This window comes from Solwaraspora sp. WMMD791, assembly GCF_029581195.1.
Taxonomy (GTDB): domain Bacteria; phylum Actinomycetota; class Actinomycetes; order Mycobacteriales; family Micromonosporaceae; genus Micromonospora_E.
On record NZ_CP120737.1, the window covers coordinates 6,046,740 to 6,071,790 of the forward strand.

Annotated in this window: 18 protein-coding genes; 10 read left to right on the forward strand and 8 right to left on the reverse strand. The window is 72.6% G+C overall.

Going from position 1 to position 25,051, the window contains the following annotated elements; all coding sequences use genetic code 11:
* The first annotated feature begins 22 nt into the window (after nucleotides 1–22).
* Nucleotides 23–187: a hypothetical protein gene (locus O7623_RS27320; protein WP_282225812.1), complete on the forward strand. Its 165-nt coding sequence runs from the start codon at nucleotides 23–25 to the stop codon at nucleotides 185–187.
* Between the two features lie 76 nt (nucleotides 188–263).
* Here O7623_RS27320 and O7623_RS27325 read toward each other — a convergent pair whose 3' ends face one another.
* The 7 genes from O7623_RS27325 to O7623_RS27355 all read right to left on the reverse strand — a co-directional run bounded on the left by O7623_RS27325 (nucleotide 264) and on the right by O7623_RS27355 (nucleotide 10,392).
* Complete coding sequence (locus tag O7623_RS27325; protein WP_282225813.1) at nucleotides 264–1,394, reverse strand: acetate kinase; 1,131 nt, start codon at nucleotides 1,392–1,394, stop codon at nucleotides 264–266.
* Nucleotides 1,391–3,454, reverse strand: a complete 2,064-nt coding sequence (gene pta, locus O7623_RS27330; RefSeq protein WP_282225814.1) for a phosphate acetyltransferase — start codon at nucleotides 3,452–3,454, stop codon at nucleotides 1,391–1,393. The genes O7623_RS27325 and pta overlap by 4 nt, the downstream gene beginning before the upstream one ends.
* Before the next feature lie 80 nt (nucleotides 3,455–3,534).
* Nucleotides 3,535–3,711 (reverse strand): DUF6104 family protein, encoded by a 177-nt coding sequence (locus tag O7623_RS27335; RefSeq protein WP_282225815.1) that lies wholly within the window; start codon nucleotides 3,709–3,711, stop codon nucleotides 3,535–3,537.
* 14 nt (nucleotides 3,712–3,725) lie between these two features.
* Nucleotides 3,726–7,598 carry a multifunctional oxoglutarate decarboxylase/oxoglutarate dehydrogenase thiamine pyrophosphate-binding subunit/dihydrolipoyllysine-residue succinyltransferase subunit gene (locus O7623_RS27340; protein ID WP_282225816.1) on the reverse strand — a complete coding sequence of 1,291 codons (3,873 nt, stop codon included), beginning with the start codon at nucleotides 7,596–7,598 and terminating at the stop codon, nucleotides 3,726–3,728.
* Between the two features lie 239 nt (nucleotides 7,599–7,837).
* Nucleotides 7,838–8,665, reverse strand: a complete 828-nt coding sequence (locus O7623_RS27345) for an ABC transporter permease subunit (protein WP_282225817.1) — start codon at nucleotides 8,663–8,665, stop codon at nucleotides 7,838–7,840.
* Entirely contained in the window at nucleotides 8,662–9,573 is a 912-nt protein-coding gene (locus tag O7623_RS27350) for an ABC transporter ATP-binding protein (RefSeq protein ID WP_282225818.1), read from the reverse strand. The genes O7623_RS27345 and O7623_RS27350 overlap by 4 nt, the downstream gene beginning before the upstream one ends.
* 81 nt (nucleotides 9,574–9,654) lie before the next feature.
* Complete coding sequence (locus O7623_RS27355; RefSeq protein ID WP_282225819.1) at nucleotides 9,655–10,392, reverse strand: hypothetical protein; 738 nt, start codon at nucleotides 10,390–10,392, stop codon at nucleotides 9,655–9,657.
* 112 nt (nucleotides 10,393–10,504) lie between these two features.
* On the opposite strand from O7623_RS27355, the gene O7623_RS27360 reads away from it, so the two are divergent.
* From O7623_RS27360 to O7623_RS27380, 5 genes are all read left to right on the forward strand, one after another.
* Nucleotides 10,505–11,311 (forward strand): GNAT family N-acyltransferase, encoded by an 807-nt coding sequence (locus O7623_RS27360; protein ID WP_282229605.1) that lies wholly within the window; start codon nucleotides 10,505–10,507, stop codon nucleotides 11,309–11,311.
* Nucleotides 11,308–12,222 carry a lysophospholipid acyltransferase family protein gene (locus O7623_RS27365; RefSeq protein ID WP_282225820.1) on the forward strand — a complete coding sequence of 305 codons (915 nt, stop codon included), beginning with the start codon at nucleotides 11,308–11,310 and terminating at the stop codon, nucleotides 12,220–12,222. The genes O7623_RS27360 and O7623_RS27365 overlap by 4 nt, the downstream gene beginning before the upstream one ends.
* 127 nt (nucleotides 12,223–12,349) lie before the next feature.
* Nucleotides 12,350–13,051 carry a response regulator transcription factor gene (locus tag O7623_RS27370; RefSeq protein WP_282225821.1) on the forward strand — a complete coding sequence of 234 codons (702 nt, stop codon included), beginning with the start codon at nucleotides 12,350–12,352 and terminating at the stop codon, nucleotides 13,049–13,051.
* A 14-nt stretch (nucleotides 13,052–13,065) separates the two neighbouring features.
* Entirely contained in the window at nucleotides 13,066–14,637 is a 1,572-nt protein-coding gene (locus tag O7623_RS27375; protein WP_282229606.1) for an ATP-binding protein, read from the forward strand.
* Between the two features lie 62 nt (nucleotides 14,638–14,699).
* Nucleotides 14,700–16,301, forward strand: a complete 1,602-nt coding sequence (locus O7623_RS27380) for a trypsin-like peptidase domain-containing protein (protein WP_282225822.1) — start codon at nucleotides 14,700–14,702, stop codon at nucleotides 16,299–16,301.
* Between the two features lie 165 nt (nucleotides 16,302–16,466).
* Here O7623_RS27380 and O7623_RS27385 read toward each other — a convergent pair whose 3' ends face one another.
* Nucleotides 16,467–18,719 (reverse strand): MMPL family transporter, encoded by a 2,253-nt coding sequence (locus tag O7623_RS27385; protein ID WP_282225823.1) that lies wholly within the window; start codon nucleotides 18,717–18,719, stop codon nucleotides 16,467–16,469.
* A 174-nt stretch (nucleotides 18,720–18,893) separates the two neighbouring features.
* Here O7623_RS27385 and O7623_RS27390 point away from each other — a divergent pair, with 174 nt between their 5' ends.
* From O7623_RS27390 to O7623_RS27405, 4 genes are all read left to right on the forward strand, one after another.
* A complete protein-coding gene (locus O7623_RS27390; RefSeq protein ID WP_282225824.1) occupies nucleotides 18,894–20,213 on the forward strand; it encodes a sensor histidine kinase in 1,320 nt (439 codons plus the stop codon).
* On the forward strand, nucleotides 20,210–20,890 hold the full coding sequence (locus O7623_RS27395; RefSeq protein ID WP_282225825.1) for a response regulator transcription factor: 681 nt from the start codon (nucleotides 20,210–20,212) through the stop codon (nucleotides 20,888–20,890). The genes O7623_RS27390 and O7623_RS27395 overlap by 4 nt, the downstream gene beginning before the upstream one ends.
* Nucleotides 20,891–20,906: 16 nt before the next feature.
* Complete coding sequence (locus O7623_RS27400; RefSeq protein ID WP_282225826.1) at nucleotides 20,907–21,362, forward strand: SRPBCC family protein; 456 nt, start codon at nucleotides 20,907–20,909, stop codon at nucleotides 21,360–21,362.
* Nucleotides 21,363–21,486: 124 nt separating this feature from the next.
* Nucleotides 21,487–24,978, forward strand: coding sequence for a cyclic nucleotide-binding protein (locus O7623_RS27405; RefSeq protein ID WP_282225827.1), 3,492 nt, complete (start codon nucleotides 21,487–21,489; stop codon nucleotides 24,976–24,978).
* Nucleotides 24,979–25,051 lie beyond the last annotated feature (73 nt).

Here is a 25,051-nt window from a genome sequence, read left to right on the forward strand (position 1 = left end):
CGATTTCGCTAGGGTCGTCGTCATGTCTGACGAGTACGTCGATCCGAGCGGCAACACCGAGGCCTTCCGGGCCTTCCAGACGACCCCGCCGCCGGCCGCCGACCAGCCGTCCCGGCTGCCGTTGATCATCGGTATCGCCGTCGCCGTGGCGGTCGTCGTCGCGATCGCCGTCTGGCTGCTGGTCTGACCGCGTCAGCTGCTGGTCCGACCGCGTCAGCTGCTGGTCCGACCGACCGCCACCGGTCGGCTGAGCTGCCCGACGCTCAGCGGTCGGCCAGCACCGCCCGGGTCTGACTGGCGATCTCGAGCTCCTCGTTGGTGGGGACCACCCACACTCCGACCGGCATACCGTCCGGGGAGATCCGCCGTTCGCCACCACCACCTCCACCGTTGCGGTCCGGGTCGACTTGGATGCCGAGCCCGTCGAGCCCGGTGAGCGCCGCCGCCCGGACTCCGGCGGCGTTCTCGCCGACCCCGGCGGTGAAGGTGACCGCGTCGACCCGGCCGAGCAGCGCGTAGTAGCCGCCGACGTAGAACCGGATCCGGGCGCAGTACATGTCGACGGCGAGCCGGGCACCCGGATCCCCGGCGTCGCGGCGGCGCAGCACCTCGCGCATGTCCCCGGCCCCGGCGAGGCCGACCAGCCCGCTGCGTTGATTGAGCAGCCGGTCGACGTCGGCCGTGGACCAGCCGGCGACCCGTTCCAGATGGAACACCACCGCCGGGTCGAGGTCGCCGCTGCGGCTGCCCATCACCAGGCCCTCCAACGGGGACAGCCCCATCGACGTGGCCACGCTGCGCCCGCCGGCCACCGCGCAGGCGCTGGCACCGTTGCCCAGGTGCAGGGTGATCACCCGGACCTCGGCCGGATCCCGGCCGAGCAGAGCGGCGGTACGGCGGGACACGTACGCGTGGGAGGTGCCGTGGAACCCGTACCGGCGGATGCCGTACCGCTGCGCGGTGTCGGTGTCGATCGCGTAGCTGGCCTGTTCCGGCGGCAGCGTGCGGTGGAAGGCGGTGTCGAAGACCGCGACCTGCGGTACGCCCGGCAGCAGCCGGCGGGCCTGGGCGATGCCGGTCAGGTTCGCCGGGTTGTGCAGCGGGGCCAGCGGCACCAGCCGCTCGATCTCGTCGACCACCTGGTCGGTGATCAGCGTCGGTTCGGCGAACCGGACGCCGCCGTGCACCACCCGGTGCCCGACCCCGGCGAGCCCGGTCAGGTCGAGCCGCTGCGCCATCGTCCGTAACGCCTCGGCATGGTCGGCCGGCCCGCCGCCGGCCTCGCCGATCCGTTCGACGACGCCCTTGTCGACCACCTGCTCGCCGTCGAAGAGCTGGTATTTCAGCGACGACGAGCCGCAGTTGAGGACCAGGATTCGTGCGGGGCCGCTCACTGCGCGGCGGCCTGGATCGCGGTGATCGCCACGGTGTTGACGATATCGGCCACGGTGGCGCCGCGGGACAGATCGTTGACCGGCCGCCGCAGACCCTGCATGACCGGGCCGACCGCGACCGCGCCGGCCGAGCGCTGCACCGCCTTGTAGGTGTTGTTGCCGGTGTTCAGGTCGGGGAAGACGAAGACGGTGGCCCGGCCGGCGACCTCGCTGCCGGGCAGTTTGGTGGCGGCGACCGTCGGGTCGATCGCCGCGTCGTACTGGATCGGACCCTCCACCAGCAGGTCCGGGCACCGTTTGCGGACCAGGTCGGTGGCGGCGGCCACCTTACGGACGTCGTCGCCGCTGCCGGAGGTGCCGGTGGAGTAGGACAGCATCGCCACCCTCGGCTCGATGCCGAACCGGGCGGCGGTCTGCGCCGAGCTGACCGCGATGTCGGCCAGTTGCGCGGCGTCCGGGTCCGGGTTGACCGCGCAGTCGCCGTAGACCAGCACCCGGTCGGCGAGCAGCATGAAGAAGACGCTGGAGGCGACCGAGACCTCCGGCAGCGTCTTGATGATCTCGAACGCGGGCCGGATCGTGGCGGCGGTGGTGTGGGTCGCCCCGGAGACCATGCCGTCGGCGTGGCCGGTGTGCACCATCATGGTGCCGAAGTAGTTGACGTCGCCGATCACGTCGTGTGCCAGCTCCAGGGTGACCCCCTTGTGCCGACGCAGCTGCGCGTACCGGGCGGCGAAGTCGTCGCGCCACGGGCTGGTCGCCGGGTCCACCACCCGCGCCGCGTCGACCTGTACGCCGAGCTCGCGGGCCCGCCGGGCGATGTCGTCGGCGTTGCCGAGCAGGGTCAGGTCGGCGACGCCCCGGCGCAGCAGGATCTCGGTGGCCCGCAGAATCCGTTCGTCGGTCCCCTCCGGCAGCACCAGCCGGCGCCGGTCGGCGCGGGCCCGGTCGATCAGCGCGTACTCGAACATCATCGGGGTGACCCGGGCAGAGCGGGTCACGTCGAGCCGCCGGGCCAGCTCGGCGCTGTCCACGCTGGACTCGAAGGCGCCGAGCGCGGCCTCGACCTTGCGCGGGTTCGCGGCGCTGGGCCGCGCCGAGATCCGCCCGGCGGCGGCGACCGCGTGGAAGCTGTCCGCCGGCACCGACAGCACGGCCAGGTTCGTGCCGAGCCGCTCCACCAGCCGCATCGCCCGCGGGTCCGGCTGCTCACCGAGGGTCAGCGCGATCCCGGCCAGGGAGACCAGCCCGGCCGCGTGCGCCGCGCTGACCGCGACCAGCAGATCCGCCCGGTCCCCGGGGGTGATCACCAGGGCCCCCTCGACGAGATGATCGAGCAGCACCGGCACGTGCGCCGCGCCGACCACGAAGTCCAGCACGTCGCGGCTGGTCGCGGTCTCGTCGCCGGCCAGCACGCTGGCGTCGAGCGCGGCGGCGACCTCGGCCACCGTCGGCGCCGACACCGCCGGGACCTCCGGGATGACGTACGTCGGCACCGGCAACGCCGGCGCGCTCACCTCGGCACCGACCCGGTTGGCGATCACCGCCAGCACCGTCGTGCCGAGCTCGGTCAACGAGTGGTAGGCGCTGCGTACCGCGCCGGCGACCTCGGCACCGTCGCGACGGATGCCGTCCACGACGGCCACCACCACGCTGCCGAACTCGGTCGCCAGCCGTGCGTTGAAGGCCAGCTCGCGGGGGAGTCCACCGTTGTCACCGGTGTCGTCGAAGTCGCTGCCGACCACCAGCACCGCCGCGCAGCGCCGCTCCAGCTCCCGGTAGCGGCCGACGATCCGGGAGATCAGCTCCTCGCGGCGGCCGTCGGCGACCAGCCCGGCGGCCTCGGCGTAGCTGGCCCCGTAGAGCTGCTCGTCGGGCAGGTCGATGCGGTACCGCTCGCGCAGCAGGCTCAGCGTCGCGTCCGGGCCGTCCCCGGCGACCAGCGGACGGAACACCCCGATCCGCTCGACCCGACGGGACAACAGCTCGGCCAGGCCGAGCGCGACGGTGGACTTGCCACCACCGGGGCCGAGACCGGCCACGTAGACACTTCGCGCCACCGCCCCAACGTACAAGGCGGAGACGGTCGGAGTCTGGTGACCTTGGTCCCGGCCCGGGTGGGACCACCGTCAGATGCCGATCACTCGTCCTCGTCGTCCAGGCGGGCCAGCCAGGTGGCGAACCGCTCGATCGGCGTTTCGAACTCCGGGTGCAGGTCGACGAAGTCGCGCAGCCGCTCGGCCAGCCAGGTCAGCGTGACCTCCTCCTCGCCACGGCGCTGCGCCAGCTCCTCGATGCCCCGGTCGGTGAAGTACATGCCCGCCCCCCCGTTCAGCGGCGCGGCAGCGCGGCGTCCATCAACGCCGCCTGCTCCACGTCGTGCAGCTTGGTCGAGCCGACCGCCGGCGCCGCCGCCGCCGGGCGGGAGATCCGCCGCAGCCGTACGCCGTCGAGGTGCTCCAACAGGTTGAGCGCCACGAACGACCAGGCACCCTGGTTGGCCGGCTCCTCCTGCACCCAGGCGAAGTCCTCGGCGTTCGGCACCGCCGCCAGCGTGGCCCGCAGCTGCTCCACCGGCAGCGGATACAGCTGCTCCACCCGGATGATCGCGGTGTCGGTGTCGAGCTGGCCGTTGCCGCCGGTGACCGCGTGCCGTTCGGCCCGAGCCGCCAGCAGGTCGTAGTAGACCTTGCCGGAGCAGAGCAGCACCCGCTTGATCGCCTCCGGCCGGCCGGCGGCCACCGGGTCGGGCAGCACCGGCTGGAAGGTGCCGGTGGTGAAGTCGGCGACGCTGGAGACACAGAGCTTGTGCCGCAGCAGCGACTTCGGGGTGAACACGACCAGCGGCTTGCGCTTGGGCGACAACGCCTGCCGCCGCAGCAGGTGGAAGTAGTTCGCCGGGGTGGACGGGATCGCGACCCGCATGTTGTCCTCGGCGCACAGCTGCAGGTAGCGCTCGGGGCGGCCGGAGGTGTGGTCCGGACCCTGCCCTTCGTGGCCGTGCGGCAGCAGCAGGGTCAGCGCCGAGCGTTGCCCCCACTTGACCTCGCCCGAGGAGACGAACTCGTCGACGATGGACTGCGCGCCGTTGACGAAGTCGCCGAACTGCGCCTCCCAGAGCACCAGCGCCTCCGGGTTCTCCACCGAGTAGCCGTACTCGAAGCCCATCGCCGCGTACTCGCTGAGCAGGGAGTCGTGCACGAAGAAGCGGGACTCGTCGGTGACCAGACTGGCCAACGGCAGGTAGTCGCGGCCGGTGCGGGCGTCGACCACCGAGGCGTGCCGCTGCACGAAGGTGCCCCGGCGGGAGTCCTGGCCGGCGAGCCGGACGGTGACCCCGTCGGCGAGCAGGGTGCCGAAGGCGAGGATCTCGCCGAAACCCCAGTCGATGTCGCCGGAGACCGCCATCTTGGCCCGCCGCTCCAGCAGTTGCTGGATCCGCTTGTGCGGGGTGAACCCCTCCGGCAGGTCGACGTGCGCCTCGCCGACGGCGGCGATCGCGGCGGCGTCGACGGCGGTGGCCACCTCCGGCTCCGGCTCCGGCTGGCGGGTGGGCATCCGACTGGTGGCCGACGCGGCGGCGTCGCGGGTGGCCTTGAAGACCTGCTCCAGCTGCGTCTGGTAGTCACGCAGCAGCTCCTCGGCGTCGGTGACGGTGATGTCACCGCGACCGATCAGCTCCTCCGTGTAGAGCTTGCGGACGCTGCGCTTGGAGTCGATGATCGCGTACATCAGCGGGTTGGTCATCGACGGGTCGTCGCCCTCGTTGTGGCCGCGCCGCCGGTAGCAGACCAGGTCGATCACGACGTCCTTGTTGAACGCCTGGCGGTACTCGAAGGCGAGCCGGGCGACCCGGACCACCGCCTCCGGGTCGTCGCCGTTGACGTGGAAGATCGGCGCCTGGATCATCCGGGCCACGTCGGTGCTGTACAGCGACGAACGGCTGTACTCCGGCGCGGTGGTGAACCCGACCTGGTTGTTGACCACGACGTGCACCGAACCGCCCGTACGGTAGCCACGCAGCTGCGACAAGTTCAGCGTCTCGGCGACCACACCCTGCCCGGCGAACGCCGCGTCACCGTGCACCAGCAGCGGCAGGACGGTGTAGCCCTCCAACTTGAGATCGATGCGGTCCTGCTTGGCCCGCACGATGCCCTCCAGCACCGGGTCGACCGCCTCCAGATGCGACGGGTTGGCGGTCACCGAGACGGTGATGCCGTGCTCGCCGTCCGGGGTGGTGAACTTGCCGACCTGGCCGAGGTGGTACTTCACGTCGCCGGAGCCCTGGGTGGACTTCGGGTCGAGGTGCCCCTCGAACTCGGAGAAGATCTTCTCGTACGGCTTGCCGACGATGTTTGCCAGCACGTTGAGCCGACCCCGGTGGGCCATGCCGATCACGACCTCGTCCAGGTCGGCCCGGGCCGAGGACTGCAGGATCTCGTCCAGCAACGGGATCAGCGACTCGCCGCCCTCGAGCGAGAACCGCTTCTGCCCGACGTACTTGGTCTGCAGGAAGGTTTCGAACGCCTCGGCCGCGTTGAGCCGGTTGAGGATGTGCTTCTGCTCGGCGGCGTCGGGCTTCTCGTAGCCACGTTCGATGCGTTCCTGGATCCAGCGGCGCTCCTCGGGATCCTGGATGTGCATGTACTCGACGCCGACCCGGCGGCAGTACGAGTCGCGCAACACACCGAGGATCTGCCGCAGCTTCATCCGCTGCTTGCCGGCGAACCCGTCCACCGGGAAGGTCCGGTCCAGGTCCCACAGGGTCAGGCCGTGCTGCAGGACGTCCAGGTCCGGGTGCTTGCGGATCTTGAACTCGAGCGGGTCGGTGTCGGCCATCAGGTGCCCGCGCACCCGGTAGGCGTGGATCAGCTCGTTGACCCGGGCGGTCTTGTTGATCTGACCCTCGGAGCTGACCGCCACGTCACGCATCCAGCGCACCGGCTCGTACGGGATGCGCAGCGAGGTGAAGATCTGGTCGTAGAAACCGTGCTCACCGAGGATCAGTTCGTGCATCGCCTTGAGGAACTCGCCGGACTGCGCACCCTGGATGATCCGGTGGTCGTAGGTGCTGGTCAGCGTGATGACCTTGCTGACGGCGAGGTCGGCAAGGGTCTCCTCGGACATTCCGGCGTACGGCGCCGGGTACTCCATGGCGCCGACTCCGATGATCGCGCCCTGACCGGTCATCAGCCGGGGCTGGGAGTGCACGGTGCCGATCCCGCCGGGGTTGGTCAGCGAGATCGTGGTGCCGCCGTAGTCCTCCATGGTCAGCTCGTTGCGTCGGGCGCGACGGACCACGTCCTCGTACGCCTGCCAGAACTGCCGGAAGTCCATCTGCTCGCAGGCCTTGATCGACGGCACCACCAGGGTGCGGGAGCCGTCCGGCTTGGCCAGGTCGATGGCGATACCGAGGTTGACGTGCTCCGGGGCGACCATGTGCGGCTTGCCGTCGACCTCGGCGAAGGAGTTGTTCAGCTCCGGATGCACGGCCAGGGCGCGCACCAGCGCGTACCCGATCAGGTGGGTGAAGCTGACCTTGCCACCGCGGCCCCGCGCCAGGTGGTTGTTGATCACGATCCGGTTGTCGACCAGCAGCTTCGCCGGGACGGCGCGGACGCTGGTCGCGGTCGGCACCGCCAGCGACGCGTCCATGTTCTGCACGATCCGGGCGGCCACGCCGCGCAGCGGGGTCTGCCGGCTGCCGCCGCCCCCGGCACCCGCGTCAGCGGTGGTGCCCTTCGTGGTGGCGCCCTTCGCCGGGGCGGCCTTGGTGGTCGCCCGGGTCGTGGTGGCCCGTGCCGGTGCCTTCTCGGTGCCCTTCGTCGCGCCCTTGGCCGGGGCCGCCGGGGTGCTCGACGTGTCGCTGCGGGCCGCGCCGGCGGCCTTCGCCGCCGAACCGCTGCGTCCACCGGTGGCCGCCGGGGCGGCCGGCCGATCGGTGCCGGCGTCGGGCCGGTCGACCGACCGCTGGGCGGCCGGAGCGTCGGTGCCGGCCCGCGCCGCCGAGGCGGTGGCGGTCGAGGCGGTCACCTCGGTGGGTGAAGCGGGCCGCGTCCGGTCGTAATCGGCGAAGAAGTCGTGCCAAGCGGGATCGACACTGCCGGGATCGGTGAGATACTTCTGGTACATCTCATCGACGATCCACTCGTTCGGGCCGAAACCCGCCAGCGGATTGTCCTGCGAAGTCTGCTGGGTCGACACGGCCGGTAATCGCCTCTTTCACGCGGGTCGGTTGTCACGCGGGGACGCCACCTGGCTGGGGGCGCTGGTCGAAGACGGCTTCCAGGCTACGCCGTACCGCGACGGGCGGCATTGTCGCATGCGGCTCGTGTCACTTTTCACAGCGCTGGTCCCTGCTGTCGCGGCTGTCCCGACAGCCCGTCAGGACAGCCGCGACGCAGGTCGGACCCGCTGCACCGGGTCACCACCCGGGTGCCTCGTCAAGAGATGTCGCGCCGCCGGGTGATCACCGTGCCGACGATGCCGGTCAACAGTGCGTAACCGATCAATATCAGCGCGCCCGCCCAACGGGGCGGACTGCCGGGCAGGTCGGTCCCGGCGACCATCAGCTGCGACGCCAGCGACGGCACCAGCAGCTGCAGGTCGTTGATCCAGTCACCGAACCGGGCCGCCAGGGTGGTCAGGATGATCGCCGCGCCCAGGTAACCACCCAGGTAGAGCAGGATCGCCGAGACCGTGGCACCGAGCTGGCTGCGGATCAGCACCCCGAACCCGACCCCGAAGATCGCCCACAGCAGGTACGCCAGCGCGTTCAGCCCGACGGCCTCCCAGACGGTGCCGGTGCCCAGCTGCGTGCCCACGTCGAGGACGTTGAGCAGCAGCGCGCCGACGACCAGGTTCATCACCGTGGTGACCAGCCAGAACAGCAGCCCGAGCAGGGACGCGGCGGCCAGCTTCGCCAGGATCACCTCGGTACGGCGTGGGCTGGTCAGGAAGGTGGTCGTCGCGGTCTGGTGGAAGTACTCGTTGGTCACCACGATCACGCCGAGCAGCATCACGATCAACAGCCCGAAGAACTGACCGTTGGTGTAGAGGTTGGCCGCCAGCACCGGCCCGTCGCTGACCACCTCGAGGACCTCGGCGTTGTCGCCCGTCACCTGCGCGCGGTTGGCCGGGTCGGCGAGGATGCTCGTCTGCACGTAGTTGACCAGCAGGGTCAGCCCCCACAGCGGCAGCGAGATCAAGCCGAAGATCCACCAGGTGCTGGTGGTGCCGATCTTCAGTAGCTCACTCCGTACCAGGTTCATCGGATGGCCGCCTTCGCGCTGGTCAGTTCCAGGAAGACCCGCTCCAGGTCGGGCCGTTCGGTGGTCAACTCGTGCAACTCCACGCCCTCGGCGAGCGCGGTACGCCCGACAGTCGGCGCGTCCAACCCGGTGACCAGCAGCGCCCCGTCCGGCGTCGGTGTCACCGTGGCGCTGGCCTTGGTCAGCGCCGGGGTCAACCGGTCGGCGTGCGGGGTGCGGACCCGGACAGCCGCCGCACCGGACATCGACGCCATCACCTCGGCGACCGGGCCGTGCCGGACCAGCCGACCGGCGGCGATGATCACCACGTCGTCGGCGAGCAGCTGCATCTCGGCCAGCAGGTGACTGGAGACCAGCACCGTACGACCCTGTGCCGCGAACGACTTGAGCAGATCGCGCATCCACCGGATGCCCTCCGGGTCGAGCCCGTTGGCCGGCTCGTCGAGGATCAGCACCTTCGGGTCACCGAGCATCGCCGCGGCGATGCCCAACCGCTGGCGCATTCCCAGGGAATAGCCCTTGAACTTGCGCTTGGCCGCCGGCTCCAGCCCGACCATCGCCAGGGTCTGCGCGGCCCGCTCGCGGGGCAGCCCGGCCGCCGCGCAGATCACCCGCAGGTGGTTGATCCCGGTCCGGCCCTTGTGCGCGCTGGAGGCCTCGAGCACGGCACCGACGTGGCGCAGCGGCTCCGACAGGTCGGCGTAGCGCTGACCGTCGATCGTCGCCGTACCGCTGGTCGCGGTGACCAGGTTGAGCAGCATCCGCAGCGTGGTCGTCTTACCCGCGCCGTTGGGTCCGAGGAATCCGGTCACCCGACCGGGCTCCACGGTGAACGACAGGTTGTCGACCGCCCGCACGTTGCGGTACTGCTTTGTCAGCCCGGAGACGACGATGCGTCCGTCCGACATCTGGCTCCTTCCATCGTGATGCCGCCCGGACACCCCGGTCCGGGTCGGCGTCGCCCAGCGTCACGGCTGCGCCGGGTCAGGTCAAACCGGCTCGCCCGCCCCGCCGGCCGCCACCGCGATCCAGGTGGCCTGCGCCACCGCGAGCAGATGGCCCGCCGGGTCGTACAGCGCGGTGCGGACCTCGGCCTTGCGGCCGCTGGTCGCGACCAGTTCGCCGACCACGACGCACCGCGCGCCGGGGTCGGGCAGCGCGGCCACCGTCGCGCTCATCCGCCCCAGCAGGTACGGCCGACCCGGCGTGAGCACCGCCCAGCCACCGGGGCAGTCCAGTGCCGCCCAGACCGTCGGCACCGTACGGTCGGCCGGCACGACGAACGGCGCGGCGGTGCGCCCGGGACCGGTCGGGCCGGGAAAGATCCGCAGCCCGTCGGGGTGTCGCGGGCCGCAGACGTAGCAACCGGGGAACGGGTGGGCGGTGAAACCGGGGTACGCCGTACTGGCCGCCTCGGCATCGGCCAGCGCGACCGGCGGTGGCACCGGCCCGGTCGACAGGTCGGGTCCGACCACGGGTTCGGCCTCGGCTACGAGCACCGCGCCGGCCGGCGCGTCGACGGTCAACCGTACCGCGCCGGTGGCCGGGTCGGCGTCGACCAGCAACGTCGTCTCCAGCGGCGGTGGCCGGCGCAACGTCACCCGGACGGCGCGGTCGGCGACCACCGTCGACGGGTCGGCACCCAGCACCACCTGCGCCACCAGCCCGGCGGCGTACCCGCCGTTGGCCGAGTCGGGCGGTCCGTTGAACCGGGCAGGGACGATCACCGGCCCATCCTCGCAGCCGGCCGCCACCGGCGTTCACCGGATCGACACCGCTGCCATCCGCTGGCGACACGCCGTCGGTTCCGGCACCCCTTACACAGATCTCATGGCACTGTTGTCGACTGCCACCGCACCCGTCGCCACCAGCGAATACACCGTTTCCCTCGCCGAGGACGCCGAACAGGTCGCCGCCGCGCAACGACTGCGGCACCAGGTGTTCACCGCCGAGTTCGGTGCCGGGTCGGTCGGCACGCACCCCGACCGTGACGTCGACGAGTTCGACGACCACTGTGACCACCTCGTCGTGCGGCACACCCGTACCGGGGCGGTGGTCGGCACGTACCGGCTGTTGCCGCCGGACCGGGCCCGGCGGCTCGGCCGCCGCTACGCCGACGCCGAGTTCGACACCCGACCGCTGCGGCTGCTCGACGACCATCTGGTCGAGGCCGGTCGATCCTGCGTACACCCCGATCACCGGGGCGGCGCCGTGATCAACCTGATCTGGTCCGGGATCGCCCGTTACCTGCGGTCGCGCAACCTGCGCTGGCTGGGTGGCTGCGCCTCGGTGCCGCTGGCCGACGGCGGCCTGGCCGCGCACGCCGTCTGGCGGGAGGTCCGCGGCACCCATCTCAGCCCGCCGTTGCTGCGGGTACGGCCGCGTCGACCCTGGCTCGCCGAAGCCGAACCCACGGCGGTACGGGTGACGGGCCCGGCCGGCGTCGCGGCGGCGCTGCCCCCGGCACCGGCCCGGGGACCCCGTACCGTCATGCCGCCGCTGCTGCGCGGCTACCTGCGTCTGGGGGCCTGGGTCTGCGGCGAACCGGCCTACGACCCGGCGTTCGGCGTCGCCGACCTGTACGTGCTGCTGTCGCTGGACCGGATGGACCCCCGCTACCTTCGGCACTTCCTGGAGTCACGGTGACCGGCCCGGGTACGTTCTGGCGGCCCCGCTCCGGGTGCGGCCACGGCTGCCTGCCGCCGCCGCAATCCGTACCCGCCGCCGGGATGTCGTTGCGGGCCGCCCGGCTGGCAGGGGTCCTCGCCATGCTCGCCGTCGGCGGTGCCCTGCTGCTGTGGCTGCCGGTGTCGCCCCGGCGGTGGCGGCCGGCCGTCGGCAACTGGTGGGCCCGGGGCCTGCTGCGGGCGCTCGGCGTCCGGCTGCGGCTGGTCGGCAGCCGGCCCCGTACGGCGGCGTTGCTGGCCGTCAACCACGTCTCCTGGTTGGACACCCTGGCCATCCTCGCGGTGTCCCCGGCCCGGATGCTGGCCAAGGTCGAGGTCCGGCGGTGGCCGGTCATCGGCGCACTGGCCCGCGCCGGCGGGACCCTGTTCATCGACCGGGAGCGCCCCCGGACGCTGCCGGACACCGTCGCCGCCGTTGGTGCCGTGCTGCGCTCCGGCGGGCAGGTCGCGGTCTTCCCGCAGGCCACCACGACCTGCGGGACCACCGGCCTGGCGTCGATCACCGGCCGGCCCGCGACCGGCGGCCGGTGCAGCGCCGGTACGGCGTCGCCGATGCCGTTCCGGCCGGCGCTGTTCCAGGCGGCACTCGACGCGGGGGTGCCGGTGGTGCCGGTCGGGTTGACGTACCACCTGGTCGGTGCGGCCGGGCCGGCCGCCGACGACCCGGTGCCGACCAGCGTGGCGGCGTTCATCGGCGACGAGGCGCTGTGGCCGTCGGTCCGGCGGGTGCTGGGGCTGCGCGGCCTGGCTGTCACCGTCGACGTGGCCGCGCCGGTGCCGCCGCAGCGGGCACCGCACCGGCGTACCCTTGCCCGGTTGTCCGACCGCGTCGGCCGACCGGACCGCGCGGCCCTGGACCTGGCCGGCTGACGGAGCTCGGACCTGGCCGGCTGACGGAGCTCGGACCTGGCCGGCGTGGCGCGGCGCCGAGCTGGTTCACAGCTGATTGTCAGCCGTCCTGCAGGCCAGATCCAGGCCGGTCGGGGATGATGCGCTCATGAGCGCACCGCAGACCGAGGCGAAACTGCTCGTCGTCGAGGACGACCCGAACATCCTCGAGCTGCTCTCCGCCAGTCTGCGGTTCGCCGGGTTCGACGTCACCACGGCGACCAGCGGCAGCGCGGCGCTCAACGCCGCCCGCGAGCGCCGGCCCGACCTGGTGGTGCTCGACGTGATGCTGCCCGACCTCGACGGCTTCGAGGTCATCCGGATGATGCGTGAGGCCGGTACGCGGACCCCGGTGGTCTTCCTCACCGCCCGCGACGCCACCGACGACAAGATCCGTGGGCTGACCCTGGGCGGCGACGACTACGTCACCAAGCCGTTCTCGTTGGAGGAGCTGACCGCCCGGATCCGGGCGGTGCTGCGGCGCACCAGCAGCGGCAACCAGGCGACGTCCCGGCTGACCTTCGCCGACCTGGAGCTCGACGAGGAGACCCACGAGGTGCACCGGGCCGGCAACCGGGTGCAGCTGTCGCCGACCGAGTTCAAGCTGCTGCGGTACCTGATGCTCAACGCCAACCGGGTGCTGTCCAAGGCGCAGATCCTCGACCACGTGTGGAACTACGACTTCCGGGGCGACGACAACATCGTCGAGTCCTACATCTCCTATCTGCGCCGCAAGGTCGACAACACCCAGCCACGGCTGATCCACACGCTGCGCGGCGTCGGCTACGTCCTGCGTAAACCGGCGGCGTGAAACCGCCGCCGCCGATGATGGGCTGGCTGCGCGGCGTACCGCTGCGGGTCAAGCTGGTCGCGGCCGTGCTCAGCCTGGTCTTCACGGCCCTGCTGGTGATCAGCGTCAGCACCGCGGTCTTCCTGCGCAGCCACCTCATCGACCAGATCGACGCGGAGCTGCGCGACTACGTGACGGACCTGCGCACCAAGATTGGCAACGTGCAGGATCTGCCGTACTGGCAGCAGCCGGAGACGCTCGAGGTCCAGCCGCCGAGCGACTACCTGGTCATCGTGACCGACAGCAACGGGCTGGCCAGCAGTCCGTGGTACGACATCGACCGGCTGGACCACAGTGATCTGCCGCGCTGGCCCGCCGAGCTGGCCGGCTTCGAACAGTTGCGGGGGGAGCCGTTCACCACCCACGCCCGCGACGGCTCGCCCCGGTGGCGGATGCTGTACGCGTCGCTGCCCACCGGTCAGGTCATCGCGATCGGGCAGTCGCTGGCCGACGTGGACAAGGCCGTCGGTCGGCTGGTCTGGATCGACACCATGGTCGGGTGCGGGGTGCTGGTCCTGCTGGCGCTGGCCGGCGCGGCGATCGTGCGGACCAATCTGAAACCGTTGGTGGAGATCGAGCAGACCGCGTCGGCGATCGCGGCCGGGGACCTGACCCGGCGGGTACCCGACCCGGAGCCGGGCGCGCAGGTGCCGCAGACCGAGCTGGGTCGGCTGTCGCGCACCCTCAACGCCATGCTGACCCAGATCGAGGCGGCGTTCACCGCGCGGGCCAACTCCGAGTGGGCGGCCCGGATGGCCGAGTCGGCCGCGCGGGAGGCGGCGGTGGCCGCGCAGTACTCCGAGGCCCGGGCGCGCCGCTCGGAGGAACGGATGCGGCAGTTCGTCGCCGACGCCTCGCACGAGCTGCGGACCCCGCTGACCACCATCCGCGGCTTCGCCGAGCTGTACCGGCAGGGCGCGGCCGCCGCCTCGCCGCAGGACGCGGCCCGGCTGGTCCGTCGGATCGAGGACGAGGCGGCCCGGATGGGACTGCTGGTCGAGGATCTGCTGCTGCTGGCCCGGCTGGACCGGGAGCGGCCACTCGACCTGGCCCCGGTCGAGCTGTCCGTGCTGGCCAGCGACGCCGTCCAGGCCGCACGGGTGGTGGACCCGCAGCGCCGGGTCGAGCTCGACATCGGGCCGGGCGCCGGCACGCTGGTGGTCTTCGGTGACGACGCCCGGCTGCGGCAGGTGATCGGCAACCTGATGGCCAACGCGATCAACCACACCCCGGCCGACGCCACGGTCACCCTGCGGCTGCGGGCCGAGGAGCCCGGCTTCGCCACCGTCGAGGTGGCCGACGACGGTCCCGGGCTCACCCCGGAGCAGTCCGAGCGGGTGTTCGAGCGGTTCTACCGGGCCGACGCCGCCCGGACCCGCAGCGCGGAGCGGCCGTCCGGCACCGGCCTCGGGCTGGCGATCGTGGCCGCCCTGGTGGCCGCGCATTCCGGCACCGTCGAGGTGGAGAGCACCCCGGGCGAGGGTGCCACCTTCCGGGTACGGCTACCGTTGGCGACCGGAGGACTGATCGACGATGACGAATCCTGACTCTCAGCAAAGCCTCAGCGGGAAAACAGGTGGGGCAAAGAGCCGAGGGGCAAGCTGAACTCATGAGCGAGCACGAGACCACGCCGCCGGCGGAGCCGTCGGACAAGGCTCAACCGCCGGCCAGCCCCTGGCAGGCCCCCGCCGCCGGGCAGCCCGGTAGCACCGCCGCCGGCGCTACCGCCGGTGCCGCAGCGGGTGCCGCCGAGCGGCAGTCCAGCGACTGGACGCCCACCAACCAGCCGTACGCCGGCCAGCAGTCCCAGCCGGCCGCCGCCGGCCCGGCGGCTCAGCCAACCGCCGGCCAGCCGACCGGCCCAGCGCCGGCAGCCAACCAGCAGGCGGCCGACGCCGCCGACCACCCGGTCACCGCGCCGCCGGCCACCGTACCGCCGCCGGCCACCGGGCAGGCGACGCCGTCGGCCGGCCAACCGCCGGCCGCCGGACCCTACGCCCCCGGGTACGCCCAGGTCTCCTACGGGCAGCAGTGGAGCCAGAGCCACCCGTACGCCGGCCACGGCTACGGACAGGCAGGGCACACCATCTGGACACCACCGCCCGGCGCGGCCGCGCAGGCCGCCGCCGACGGCCGCCGACCCCGCCGGATCGGCCGGATCGTCGCCGGCGCGGCGGTCGTCCTCGCGCTGATGCTCGGCTCCGGCGTCGTCGGTGGGGCAGCGGTCGTGGCCTTCGACGGTAGTTCGTCGTCGCCGACGGTCCGCACCAGCGGCAACGGCGAAGCGGCACCGGTGGTCGACCGGTCGTCGCTCGCCGAGATCGCCGACGCGGTCCAGGACAGCGTCGTGTCGATCTCCACCGGATCGGGCGAAGGCTCGGGCGTGGTGCTGAACACCGAGGGTTTCATCCTCACCAACAACCACGTGGTCGAGTCCGCCCAGGGTGGGGCGGTCGAGGTCTACTTCGCCGACGGCAGCTCCACGCAGGGCCGGGTGATCGGCACCGACGCGCGGACCGACCTGGCGGTGATCCAGGTCGAGGAGACCGACGGGCTGTCCCCGGCGACGTTCGGCGACAGCAGCAGCATGCGGGTCGGCGACACGGTGCTCGCCCTGGGCAGCCCGCTCGGGCTGCAGGGTTCGGTGACCGCCGGCATCATCAGCGCACAGGACCGCACCATCCAGGTCGGCGGCAGCCAGCAGCAGAACCCGTTCGGCGGTGGCGGCGGGCAGGTCACCTCGATGTCCGGCCTGCTGCAGACCGACGCCCCGATCAACCCGGGCAACTCCGGCGGCGCGCTGGTCAACACCAACGGCGAGGTGATCGGCATCAACACCGCGATCGCCACCTCCGGTCAGGGCGAGGGCAACATCGGGGTCGGTTTCGCGATCCCCAGCAACAAGGCCAAGGACGTCGCCGAGGCACTGATGGCCGGCGAAGAGGTCAGCCACCCGTACCTCGGGGTGAACGTGACCGTCGCCGACGGCGGCGGCGCGATGATCGCGGCGGTCGAGGAGGGCAGCCCGGCGGACCGCGCCGGCATCGCCCAGGGCGACATCGTCACCCGGGTCGGTGACACGCCCGTCAACGACGCCGACGACCTGGTCTCGGCGGTGCAGGCCGGCGCGGTCGGCGACCAGGTCGAGATCACCTACCGGCGCGACGGCGCGGAGCAGACCGTGACGGCGACCCTGGCCGAGGCGCCCTGACACCTCTCGGGCGGTGACCCGCGCCGGCGCGGCGACACCGGCCCCGGCGCGGGGCACCGACGACATCGAACTTGCCTCCCCAGAAAAGAAGCGGCGGGTGGTGTGACCAAGGGGGTTGGTCACGCCACCCGCCGGTTCGTCTCCCGGTACGGTCGTCGGCCGCTCTCAGGCGTCGGTGGTGGTCAGCAGACGGCTGGCCGGCTCGGGTGCGGCCGTGGCGAGTCGCCGGGCGAGCCGGGCACCCTCGACGTCGACGTCGGGCAGCAGCCGGTCGAGCCATCCCGGCAGCCACCACACGGACCTGCCGAGCAGGGACATCACCGCCGGCCCGATCGTCATCCGGACCAGGAAGGCGTCGACGACGATGCCGAACGCGAGGGCGAAGCCGACCGAGGCGATGACGATGTCGTCGGCGAGGACGAAGCCGGCGAAGACCGCCGCCATGATCAGCGCCGCGGCGGTGACGACGCGGACGCTGTGCGCCATCCCGGAGACGATCGCCCCGTCCGGGGTGCCGCCGTGGACGAACTCCTCTCGGATCCGGGTGACCAGGAAGACCTCGTAGTCCATGGCCAGGCCGAACAGGATTCCGACCAGGAAGATCGGGGCGAAGCTGACGATCGGGCCGGGTGACTCGATGCCCAGCAGGCCGGCGAGATTGCCCTGTTGGAACGTGAAGACCAGGGCGCCGAACGCGGCCGCGACCGACAGCAGGAAACCCGCCGTCGCCTTGATCGGCACCACGATGCTGCGGAACACCACCATCAGCAGCAGGAGCGCACAGCCCACCACGACCGCCAGGTAGCGCAGCAGCGCATCGTTGATCTTCTTCGTCACGTCGACGTCGATCGCGGACCAGCCGGTGACGGCCAGGGTCGCGCCGCCGGTGGCCGCGCTGAATCCGTCCCGACCCGCGCGGATCTCCTCGACGAGTTCTCTGGTCTGCGCGCTGGTGGGCCCGGTGCGGGGGACGACCGTGACGGTGGCGACGTCCCCGGCGGGGTTGACGGTGGGTGCCGTGGCCAGCACCACGTCCGGCAGGTCGGCGGCGAGGCGACGGGCCTGCTCACCGGCGGCTGCGGCCGTACCGGCATCGGCCTCGACCACGATGAGCAGCGGGCCGTTGATGCCGGCGCCGAACGCCCCGGCGAGCTGGTCGTACGCCTTGCGCTGGGTGGACTCCGGCGGGGCGGCACCGTCGCTGGGCAAGGTCATCCGCAGGTCGAGCGCGGGGACCGAGATGACGGCGGCGACGGCGACCGACCCGATCAGCACCGGTACGCGGTACCGGACCACGCCTCGGGCCCAGCGCTGCCCGAACGGCGTCCGGGCGGGGCGCCACCCACCGTCGGCCGCGTCAGCTGCCGCCGCGTCGGTGACATCGGCCGGTGTGGCGGCGACGGTGCGCCGGGACCGGGGCAGGACCTTGCGGCCGGCGACGCCGAGCAGGGCCGGCACCAGCGACAGGCTGACGACGACGGCCACGGTGACGGTGCCGGCGGCGGCGACGCCCATGGCGGCCAGGAACGGGACGCCGACCACGGTGAGCGCGGCCAGGGCGATGACGACGGTGAGCCCGGCGAAGACGACGGCGGATCCGGCGGTCCCCACGGCCCGGCCGGCGGCGTCCGCACCGTCGCGGCCGGCGGTGAGTTCCTGCCGGTAGCGGGTCACGATGAACAGCGCGTAGTCGATGCCGACGGCCAGACCGAGCATGGTGGCCAGCGCGGAGACGTTCGACGACAACTCGGTGAAACCGGTGGCGATGCTGATGCCGAGCAGACCCGTGGCCACCCCGATGACCGCGGTCAGCAGGGGCAGGCCGGCGGCCCGCAGCGAGCCGAAGGTGATCAGCAGGACCAAGGCGGCCACGACCAGACCGATGACCTCGGCGGCTTCGGAGGATTCGGTCTCCGCGACGACGTCACCGGAGTATTCGACGCCGAGGCCGGCGTCGCGTGCGGTGTCTCCAGCGTCGCGCAACGCCTCCCGGGATTCGGCGGTCACCTCGGTGGCGGGCACCGGGTAGGTGACGGTGGCGTAGGCGGTCGTCCCGTCGGGCGAGACGGCCCCGGCCGTGTAGGGATCGTCGACCGCCGCGACCTGGGGTGCCGACCGCAGCGCGTCGACCACGCCGGAGACGGCGGCGACCTGGGCCGGATCGGCCATCGTGGCACCCTCGGGGGCGGTGAACACCACCTTCGTCGAGGTGCCGGTCAGGCCGGTGTCGAACTCCTCGGCGAGCACCTCCATCGCCCGCCACGACTCCGTCCCGGGGATCGACACCTCGTCACTGGTGGGCCCGGACAGGTTGGCCGCGCCGACGCCGAGCAGGGTCAGCACGAGTGTCCAGCCGGCCAGGGTCAGCCACCGTCGCCGGAACGAGGCATGGCCGAGGCGGTAGAGAAGCGATGCCATGAAGGTCCTCCGTGGGTCGGGAGATTCGGTGCGGCTACACCATCGCCGGCACCTGCGGTGCGCGTCGTCGTGTGCGCGCAGGCGACCGCGTACCGCGAACGCGGTATCTCGCACGACGTCCGGTACTGCGGGAACAGGTCGAGGCGCGCGGTCGCGCCGACCTACTGTCGGACCGTGTACGCACGCGGCCGACAGCGAGCAGCCCGGTACCTCGACCGATACCGGGGCCCGCTGGGCGACGTGGTGCTGGCCGCGTTCGGGGTCGGGGTCGTCCTGCGGCTGGGCACCACCCCGGTGCACATCGGGACGGCGCTGCTGGCGGTGGCGTGTGCCGTCCTGATCCTGCTGCGCCGCTGGCGCCCCGTACCGGTGCTGCTGGCCGGCACGGCCGTGTTCATGCTGACCACCGCGCTGGGCCGGCCGCCGGACGGGATGTTCATCGTCGCCGGCGTCCTGGCCTACTCCACGGCCCTGTACGGCGAACGCCGCCGGCCCTGGTTCCACGCCGGCCTGGTCTGGGGCGCGTTGATGGTCACCGGCACGGTGGTGTATGGCACCGGCTGGTGGAACACCGAGCAGTTCACGACGTTCGCGATCGTCTTCGGCGGCGCCGCGGCCGGCGACGCGGTCCGGATGCGCCGGGCGTACATCGCCGAGGTGACCGAGCGGGCCCGGCAGGCGGAGGCGACCCGCGAGGAGGAGGCCCGCCGCCGGGTGATGGACGAGCGGCTGCGCATCGCCCGCGAGCTGCACGACGTCGTCGCCCACCACATCGCGGTGATCAGCGTCCACGCCGGTGCCGCCGGCCACGCGTTGCGCGACGATCCGGAGCGGGTGTGGCCGGTGCTGGGGCACATCCGGAGCGCCGCCGACACGGTGTTGACGGAGCTCAAGTCGGTGATCAGCGTGCTGCGCGACCCGGACGAGACCCGTAGCGCCGAGCCGGCGCCGGGGGTCGACAGACTGCCGGACCTGCTGGCCGGCCTGGCCTCGGTGGGATTCGCGGTACACCACCGGCAGTACGGCACGCCCCGGCCGTTGCCGGCGGTGGTGAGCCTGGCCGCGTACCGGATCGTGCAGGAGGCCCTGACCAATGCCCATCGGCACGGCGACGGCAGCGCCAGTCTGGACGTGGAGTACACGGCCGACACGGTGCGCATCGAGGTGGTCAACCGGGTCGTGTGGTCCGGCAGCCGTCGGCCCGGTTCCGGGTTCGGGCTGATCGGCATGCGGGAGCGGGCCGCCGCCGCGCACGGCACGATCACGACCGGACCCGTCGCCGGTGGCGGGTTCCGGGTGTACGCCGAACTGCCCACCGACGACCGGGCGGTCGACCGCCTCCACCCGCCGGTCGACCCGGCCGGGGTGGCCGTCGGTCCGGCCGCCGAGGTGGCCGTCGGTCCGGCCGCCGAGGTGTCCGCCGGTCCGGCCGCCGAGGTGTCCGCCGGTCCGGCCGCTGTCGCGGACAGCCGCCGTGGAGAGAATGTCACGTGACCATCCGGGTTCTCCTCGCTGACGATCAGGCCCTCATCCGCGCCGGTTTCAAGATGATCATCGACTCCGCACCCGACCTGGAGGTCGTCGGCGAAGCCGCCGACGGGATGGCCGCCGTCGAGCTGTGCCACCGCAGTCGGGTCGACGTCGTCCTGATGGACATCCGGATGCCGCACCTGGACGGGATCGAGGCGACCCGCCGCATCGGCGCCGACGAGCGTCTCGCCGGGGTGCGGGTGCTGGTGCTGACCACGTTCGACGACGACGACAACGTCATCTACGCGCTCCAGGCCGGGGCGAGCGGCTTCCTGGGCAAGAACGTCGCGCCCGCCGACCTGGTCGACGCCGTCCGGGTGGTCGCCGCCGGGGAGGCACTGCTGTCGCCCCGGGCCACCCGGGGCCTGGTCAGTCGGCTGCTGCACCACATCGGGCCGTCGGTGCGGCACCCTCCGGAGCTTGCCCTGGTCACCGAGCGGGAGCGGGAGGTCCTGCTGCTGGTCGCGCACGGTCTGTCGAACCACGACATCGCCGAGCGGCTCTACCTGTCGCCGCTGACGGTCAAGACCCACATCAACCGGACGATGACCAAGTTGAACGCGCGGGACCGGGCGCAACTGGTGGTCTTCGCGTACCAGCACCGTCTGGTCCGGCCGGGCGACCCGCTGCCCGAACGCTGACTACCATCTGGTGGCCATGCGTACCGAGACCTTCACCGACCGGTTCGTGGTCGCGGCGGCAGCCGACCGGGTCCACGCCCACCTGGCCGAGCCGACCAACCACATCGGGCTGTCCCCGCTGATCGTCGCGGTCCGCGACATCACGGCCGAGACCGACGACGCCGGGCGCGCGGTCCTGCGCTTCGTCGCGGTGGAACGGTTCCGCATCGTCGGTCCACTGCGTTACGACAACATTCTTCACGTACGGCAGACCGTCACCGAACCGGGCCGTCAGCTGGTGATGGAGGTTCGCAGCCCGGCCCGGGTGTCGGTCCGGTTCGTGCTGGACGTCGCGCCGGTCGACACCGGATCCCTGGTCACTGTCACGGTGAGTCTCCGGATGCCCACTCTACTGCGATCCTATGTGGTGCGGACGGCCAGGCGGGTGCAGATGTTCCGCGCGCGGGCATTGACCGAAAGGATGAGTGGCTGACCCCGCGTAGTCGATCGACGAGACTTTTTCTGCAGGACATGCTGTCCCACAGCGGTCCAGTAGTCGCGCATGGTCGGCCGGGCGGACTAGCCTGCAGCCGCGAAGACCCGCGGAGGAGCAGGCAGTGACGGTCGTCGAGACCCGGATGAGCGTGTGGGAGGCCCTGGCCGGTCGGGCACCGGGCCAGCCGGTGGCCCCCGCCGACGCCGGCCTGTGGGCCGCCGTCGTCGAACGGCTCAACCCGGCCCGCGCCAGGCCCGTGCTGCGCACCGGCATCGAGTACGTCGAACTCGTCTCGGTCCGGGGCATGCCGTACGTGATGCTCCGCTCGCCCGACGGCGGCGGCGGTGCCTGCTACCTGCGGCTGACCCCGCACGAGTGGCAGTTGGCCCAGCTGATGGACGGCACCCGCACGGTGGCCCGCCTGGTCGCCGAGTTCGCCCGTATCGCCGGCCGGCTCGCCCCCGACCAGGTCACCCGGGTCGTCGCCGACCTCGCCGGCAACCGGATGCTCGCCGAGCTGCCGCTGGACGCGTTCCGCCCGCTGGACCGGGTGCACCGCCGCCCCTGGCCGCTGCGGCTGGGCCGGACCCTGCTGGCCGTCGCGCGGGGCCGGCGTACCGTGCTGGCCGACGTCGACCCGCTGATCGGAGCCCTCTACCGGGGCGGCGGCCGGTTCCTGTTCACCCGCGTCGCCGCGAGCGTGCTCGCGGTCGTCGCGCTCGTCGGCTTCCTCGCCTTCTGCTGGACCTGGTGGCGCGGCGAGCAGGCGGTGTTCCTCACCAACGGCTCGTACGCGGCCGGTGCGGCGGTGCTGCTCGGGCTCAACGTCGTCGCCCTCGCCTGCCACGAACTCGGCCACGCGCTGGCCACCAAGCACGCCGGCCGGCGGGTGCCGGCCGCCGGTTTCCTGATCTACTTCGGCATCCCGTCGGTCTTCGTCGACACCACCGACGTGTGGATGGCCGGCCGCCGGTCCCGGCTGATCACCACCGCCGCCGGCCCGGCCGCCGGGCTCGTCCTGGCCGGCGTCGCCGGACTCGTCGGAGTTCTGTTCCCCGCCGCCGCGCCGTGGACGTTCAAACTCGCCTTCGCCTGGTACCTCAACGCGCTGTTCAACCTCAACCCGTTCCTCGCCCTCGACGGCTACTACCTGCTGATGGACTGGTTGGAGATCCCCAACCTGCGGGCCCGAGGTCTGGCGTACGTCACCGGCCGGCTGCGCCGCCGTGGCCCGCGCTGGGCGGCGCTGGACCGGGAAGGTCGACTGGTCGCCCTGTACGGCATGCTCGCCGTGCTCTGGCTGGTCATCGCGGTCAACCTGTTCTGGCGGATCTGGACCGACCGGGTCGCCGGCCTGGTCCTCGGGCTGTGGCGCTCCGGTTGGCCGGCCCGGATGCTGCTGGCGGCGGTGCTCGCCGGGCTGGCCGCCCCGTTGGTCTACCTGGCGTTCGGCGGGCTGGCCCGGCTCGGGCGGCGGGTGCGGCGCGCACTCGCGCAGCGACGGCAGGCAGCGGACCTGCCGCGTCGGCTGGACGCGCTGCGCACCAGCGCGCTGCGGACCCTGTCACCGAGCGCGTTGAACCGGCTGGCCGCGCAGGCCCGCTGGGTGCATCCCCGCACCGGTGAGCAACTGGTCGTCGCCGGCGCCGCCCAGCCCGCCGTCTTCGTCGTCGTCGACGGCGCGGTGGAGGGCCGCGCGCCGGGCGACCCGGCCGGCACCGTACGGCAACGACTCGGCCCCGGTGGGCTGGTCGGCCTCGCCGGCGCGCTGACCGGCACCCCTGCCACGCTCACCTGGCACACCGCCGGCACCACGCTGCTCGCGGTGCCGTCGGCGGCGGTCGCCACCGTCGTCGGCCCGCTGCCGGGGCCGCCGCCGGCCGACCGGGCCGCCGCCGAGTCGCTGCTCGCCGAGACACCCGCGCTGGCCGACCTGACCCTGGAGGACCGGCTCGGCCTGGTGTCCCGGGCCCGGCCGGTGTCGCTGCCGCCCGGCGCGCCGGTGCGGCTGTCCGGCCCGTACGACGCGGTGGTCCTCGAATCGGGCGTGATCGCCCTGATGGACGGCACCGAGCTGCGGCGCGGCACGATGATCGGCCCGGTCGGCGCCGAACCACCGGACGTGGTCGCGACGACCCGCACACCGGCGCGGCTGTGGCAGCTGCCGGCGGTCGCCGGGCTGCCGCTGCTGCTCGGCGCCGCGCCGGACGAGGTGGCGGCCAACGGCGCGGCGGCGGTCCGGGGCGGCGCGCCGGCCAGCGGCGCCCACCCGCCGGCCGACTACCCGCCACTGGCCGCCCCGCCGGGGCCGCCGCCGGCCACCGTCGACGACCGGATCGACCGTCGGTTCGAGCGCCGCCTCTGGTGGCTGGTCCTGCTCCTGCTGCTGTTCGCGTTGCTGATCACCGGCGGCAACCTGGTCCCTGGCCCGGCATGGGCGGAGATGCCGGCCGACCGGGCGTTGCTGAGCGCCGAGCGGGGCACCGTCGAGGTGCACACCGCGACCGGTCGGGTCGTCACGTTGCGCGACGGGGCGGCCGCGTACGTCGCCGCCGGCGACCGCGTCGAGGTCGAGGCGCGGTCCACCGGGGAACTGGTCTTCCGGGGCGGCGCGGCCAGCGTGCTGTGCGCCGGGTCGCAGGCGCAGATCGGTACGTTGGTCAGCAGCGGGACCCGACCGGTCGCGCCCAGCGGCGAACTCACCCTGGACCGGGGCCGGATCCTGGCGGACACCGCCAGCACCTCCGGGGCCTTCCGGCCGTTGGCGCTGACCATCGACAGCGGCGGCACGATCGTGGCCAACCGGGGCGAGGCGTGGTTCGCGGTCAACGCCGGCACGGTCCGCACCTCGACCGGCGAGGTCCGCCGCGACGGCGTCCGGCAGCGGGCCACCGGTGAGGAACTGGGCTGCGGCGACGGTTCCCCGATCGCCCCACCCGGCGGTACACCGAGCGCCCCGGTGCCCGGTGGCAGCACGACACCGGAGGCGCCGACGGTGCAGAGCCCGTCGCCGGACCTCTCCGCCACCAGCCAGCCGGTGCCGACCCCGGCACCGAGCCCGACGGTCAGCCAGCTTCCGGTGCCCGGCCTGACGCCGGCCAGCCCGACGCCCCGCCCGTCGACGCCGGCTCCGGTGCCCAGCACGGGACCGCCGAGCAGCTCGCCGCCGACATCGGCGCCGCCGTCCACCAGCCCGCCGCCGTCCAGCCCACCGCCCTCGTCGCCGCCGCCGACCACGCCACCGCCACCACTTGAGATCGCCTGGGTCAATCAGCCGGGTGGGGAGATCGGGCAAGAGATCGACGGAGGCCCGTGCGGGGGGCCGAATTCGCCAGTGGCCGATGCCGCCGTGCGGGTGTTCGACGACTCACCGGGTGTCAGCGTCATGCTGTTCTGGTCGGGTTTTGCCGAGGGCAGCTCCCGGATGGGCCCCGACGGTGCGATCTACTACGGTGCGGTCGGCCCGGTGCCGTATTCCGGCAAACCGAATCAGGGTGGACTGCTCACGGTCCGTGCGGTGGCGACCGACTCGGCCGGTCGTAGCGGGACCCTGCAATCGACTGTCAGAGTCGCCGGCTGCTCGGCGACTGCGGCTTCGACGAACGTCAGCTGAGTGGAGATAACAGGTGCTGTGTTGGTTCTGCCCGAAGCCGGCGCGGGGTGGCTGCCGGTTCTGTGGTCGTGGC

Coding starts and splice junctions, on each gene's coding strand:
- O7623_RS27320 (WP_282225812.1), top strand. CDS start 23: ATGTCTGACGAGTACGTCGATCCGAGCGGCAACACCGAGGCCTTCCGG.
- O7623_RS27335 (WP_282225815.1), bottom strand. CDS start 3,711: ATGTACTTCACCGACCGGGGCATCGAGGAGCTGGCGCAGCGCCGTGGC.
- O7623_RS27345 (WP_282225817.1), bottom strand. CDS start 8,665: ATGAACCTGGTACGGAGTGAGCTACTGAAGATCGGCACCACCAGCACC.
- O7623_RS27350 (WP_282225818.1), bottom strand. CDS start 9,573: ATGTCGGACGGACGCATCGTCGTCTCCGGGCTGACAAAGCAGTACCGC.
- O7623_RS27370 (WP_282225821.1), top strand. CDS start 12,350: ATGAGCGCACCGCAGACCGAGGCGAAACTGCTCGTCGTCGAGGACGAC.
- O7623_RS27375 (WP_282229606.1), top strand. CDS start 13,066: ATGATGGGCTGGCTGCGCGGCGTACCGCTGCGGGTCAAGCTGGTCGCG.
- O7623_RS27380 (WP_282225822.1), top strand. CDS start 14,700: ATGAGCGAGCACGAGACCACGCCGCCGGCGGAGCCGTCGGACAAGGCT.
- O7623_RS27385 (WP_282225823.1), bottom strand. CDS start 18,719: ATGGCATCGCTTCTCTACCGCCTCGGCCATGCCTCGTTCCGGCGACGG.
- O7623_RS27400 (WP_282225826.1), top strand. CDS start 20,907: ATGCGTACCGAGACCTTCACCGACCGGTTCGTGGTCGCGGCGGCAGCC.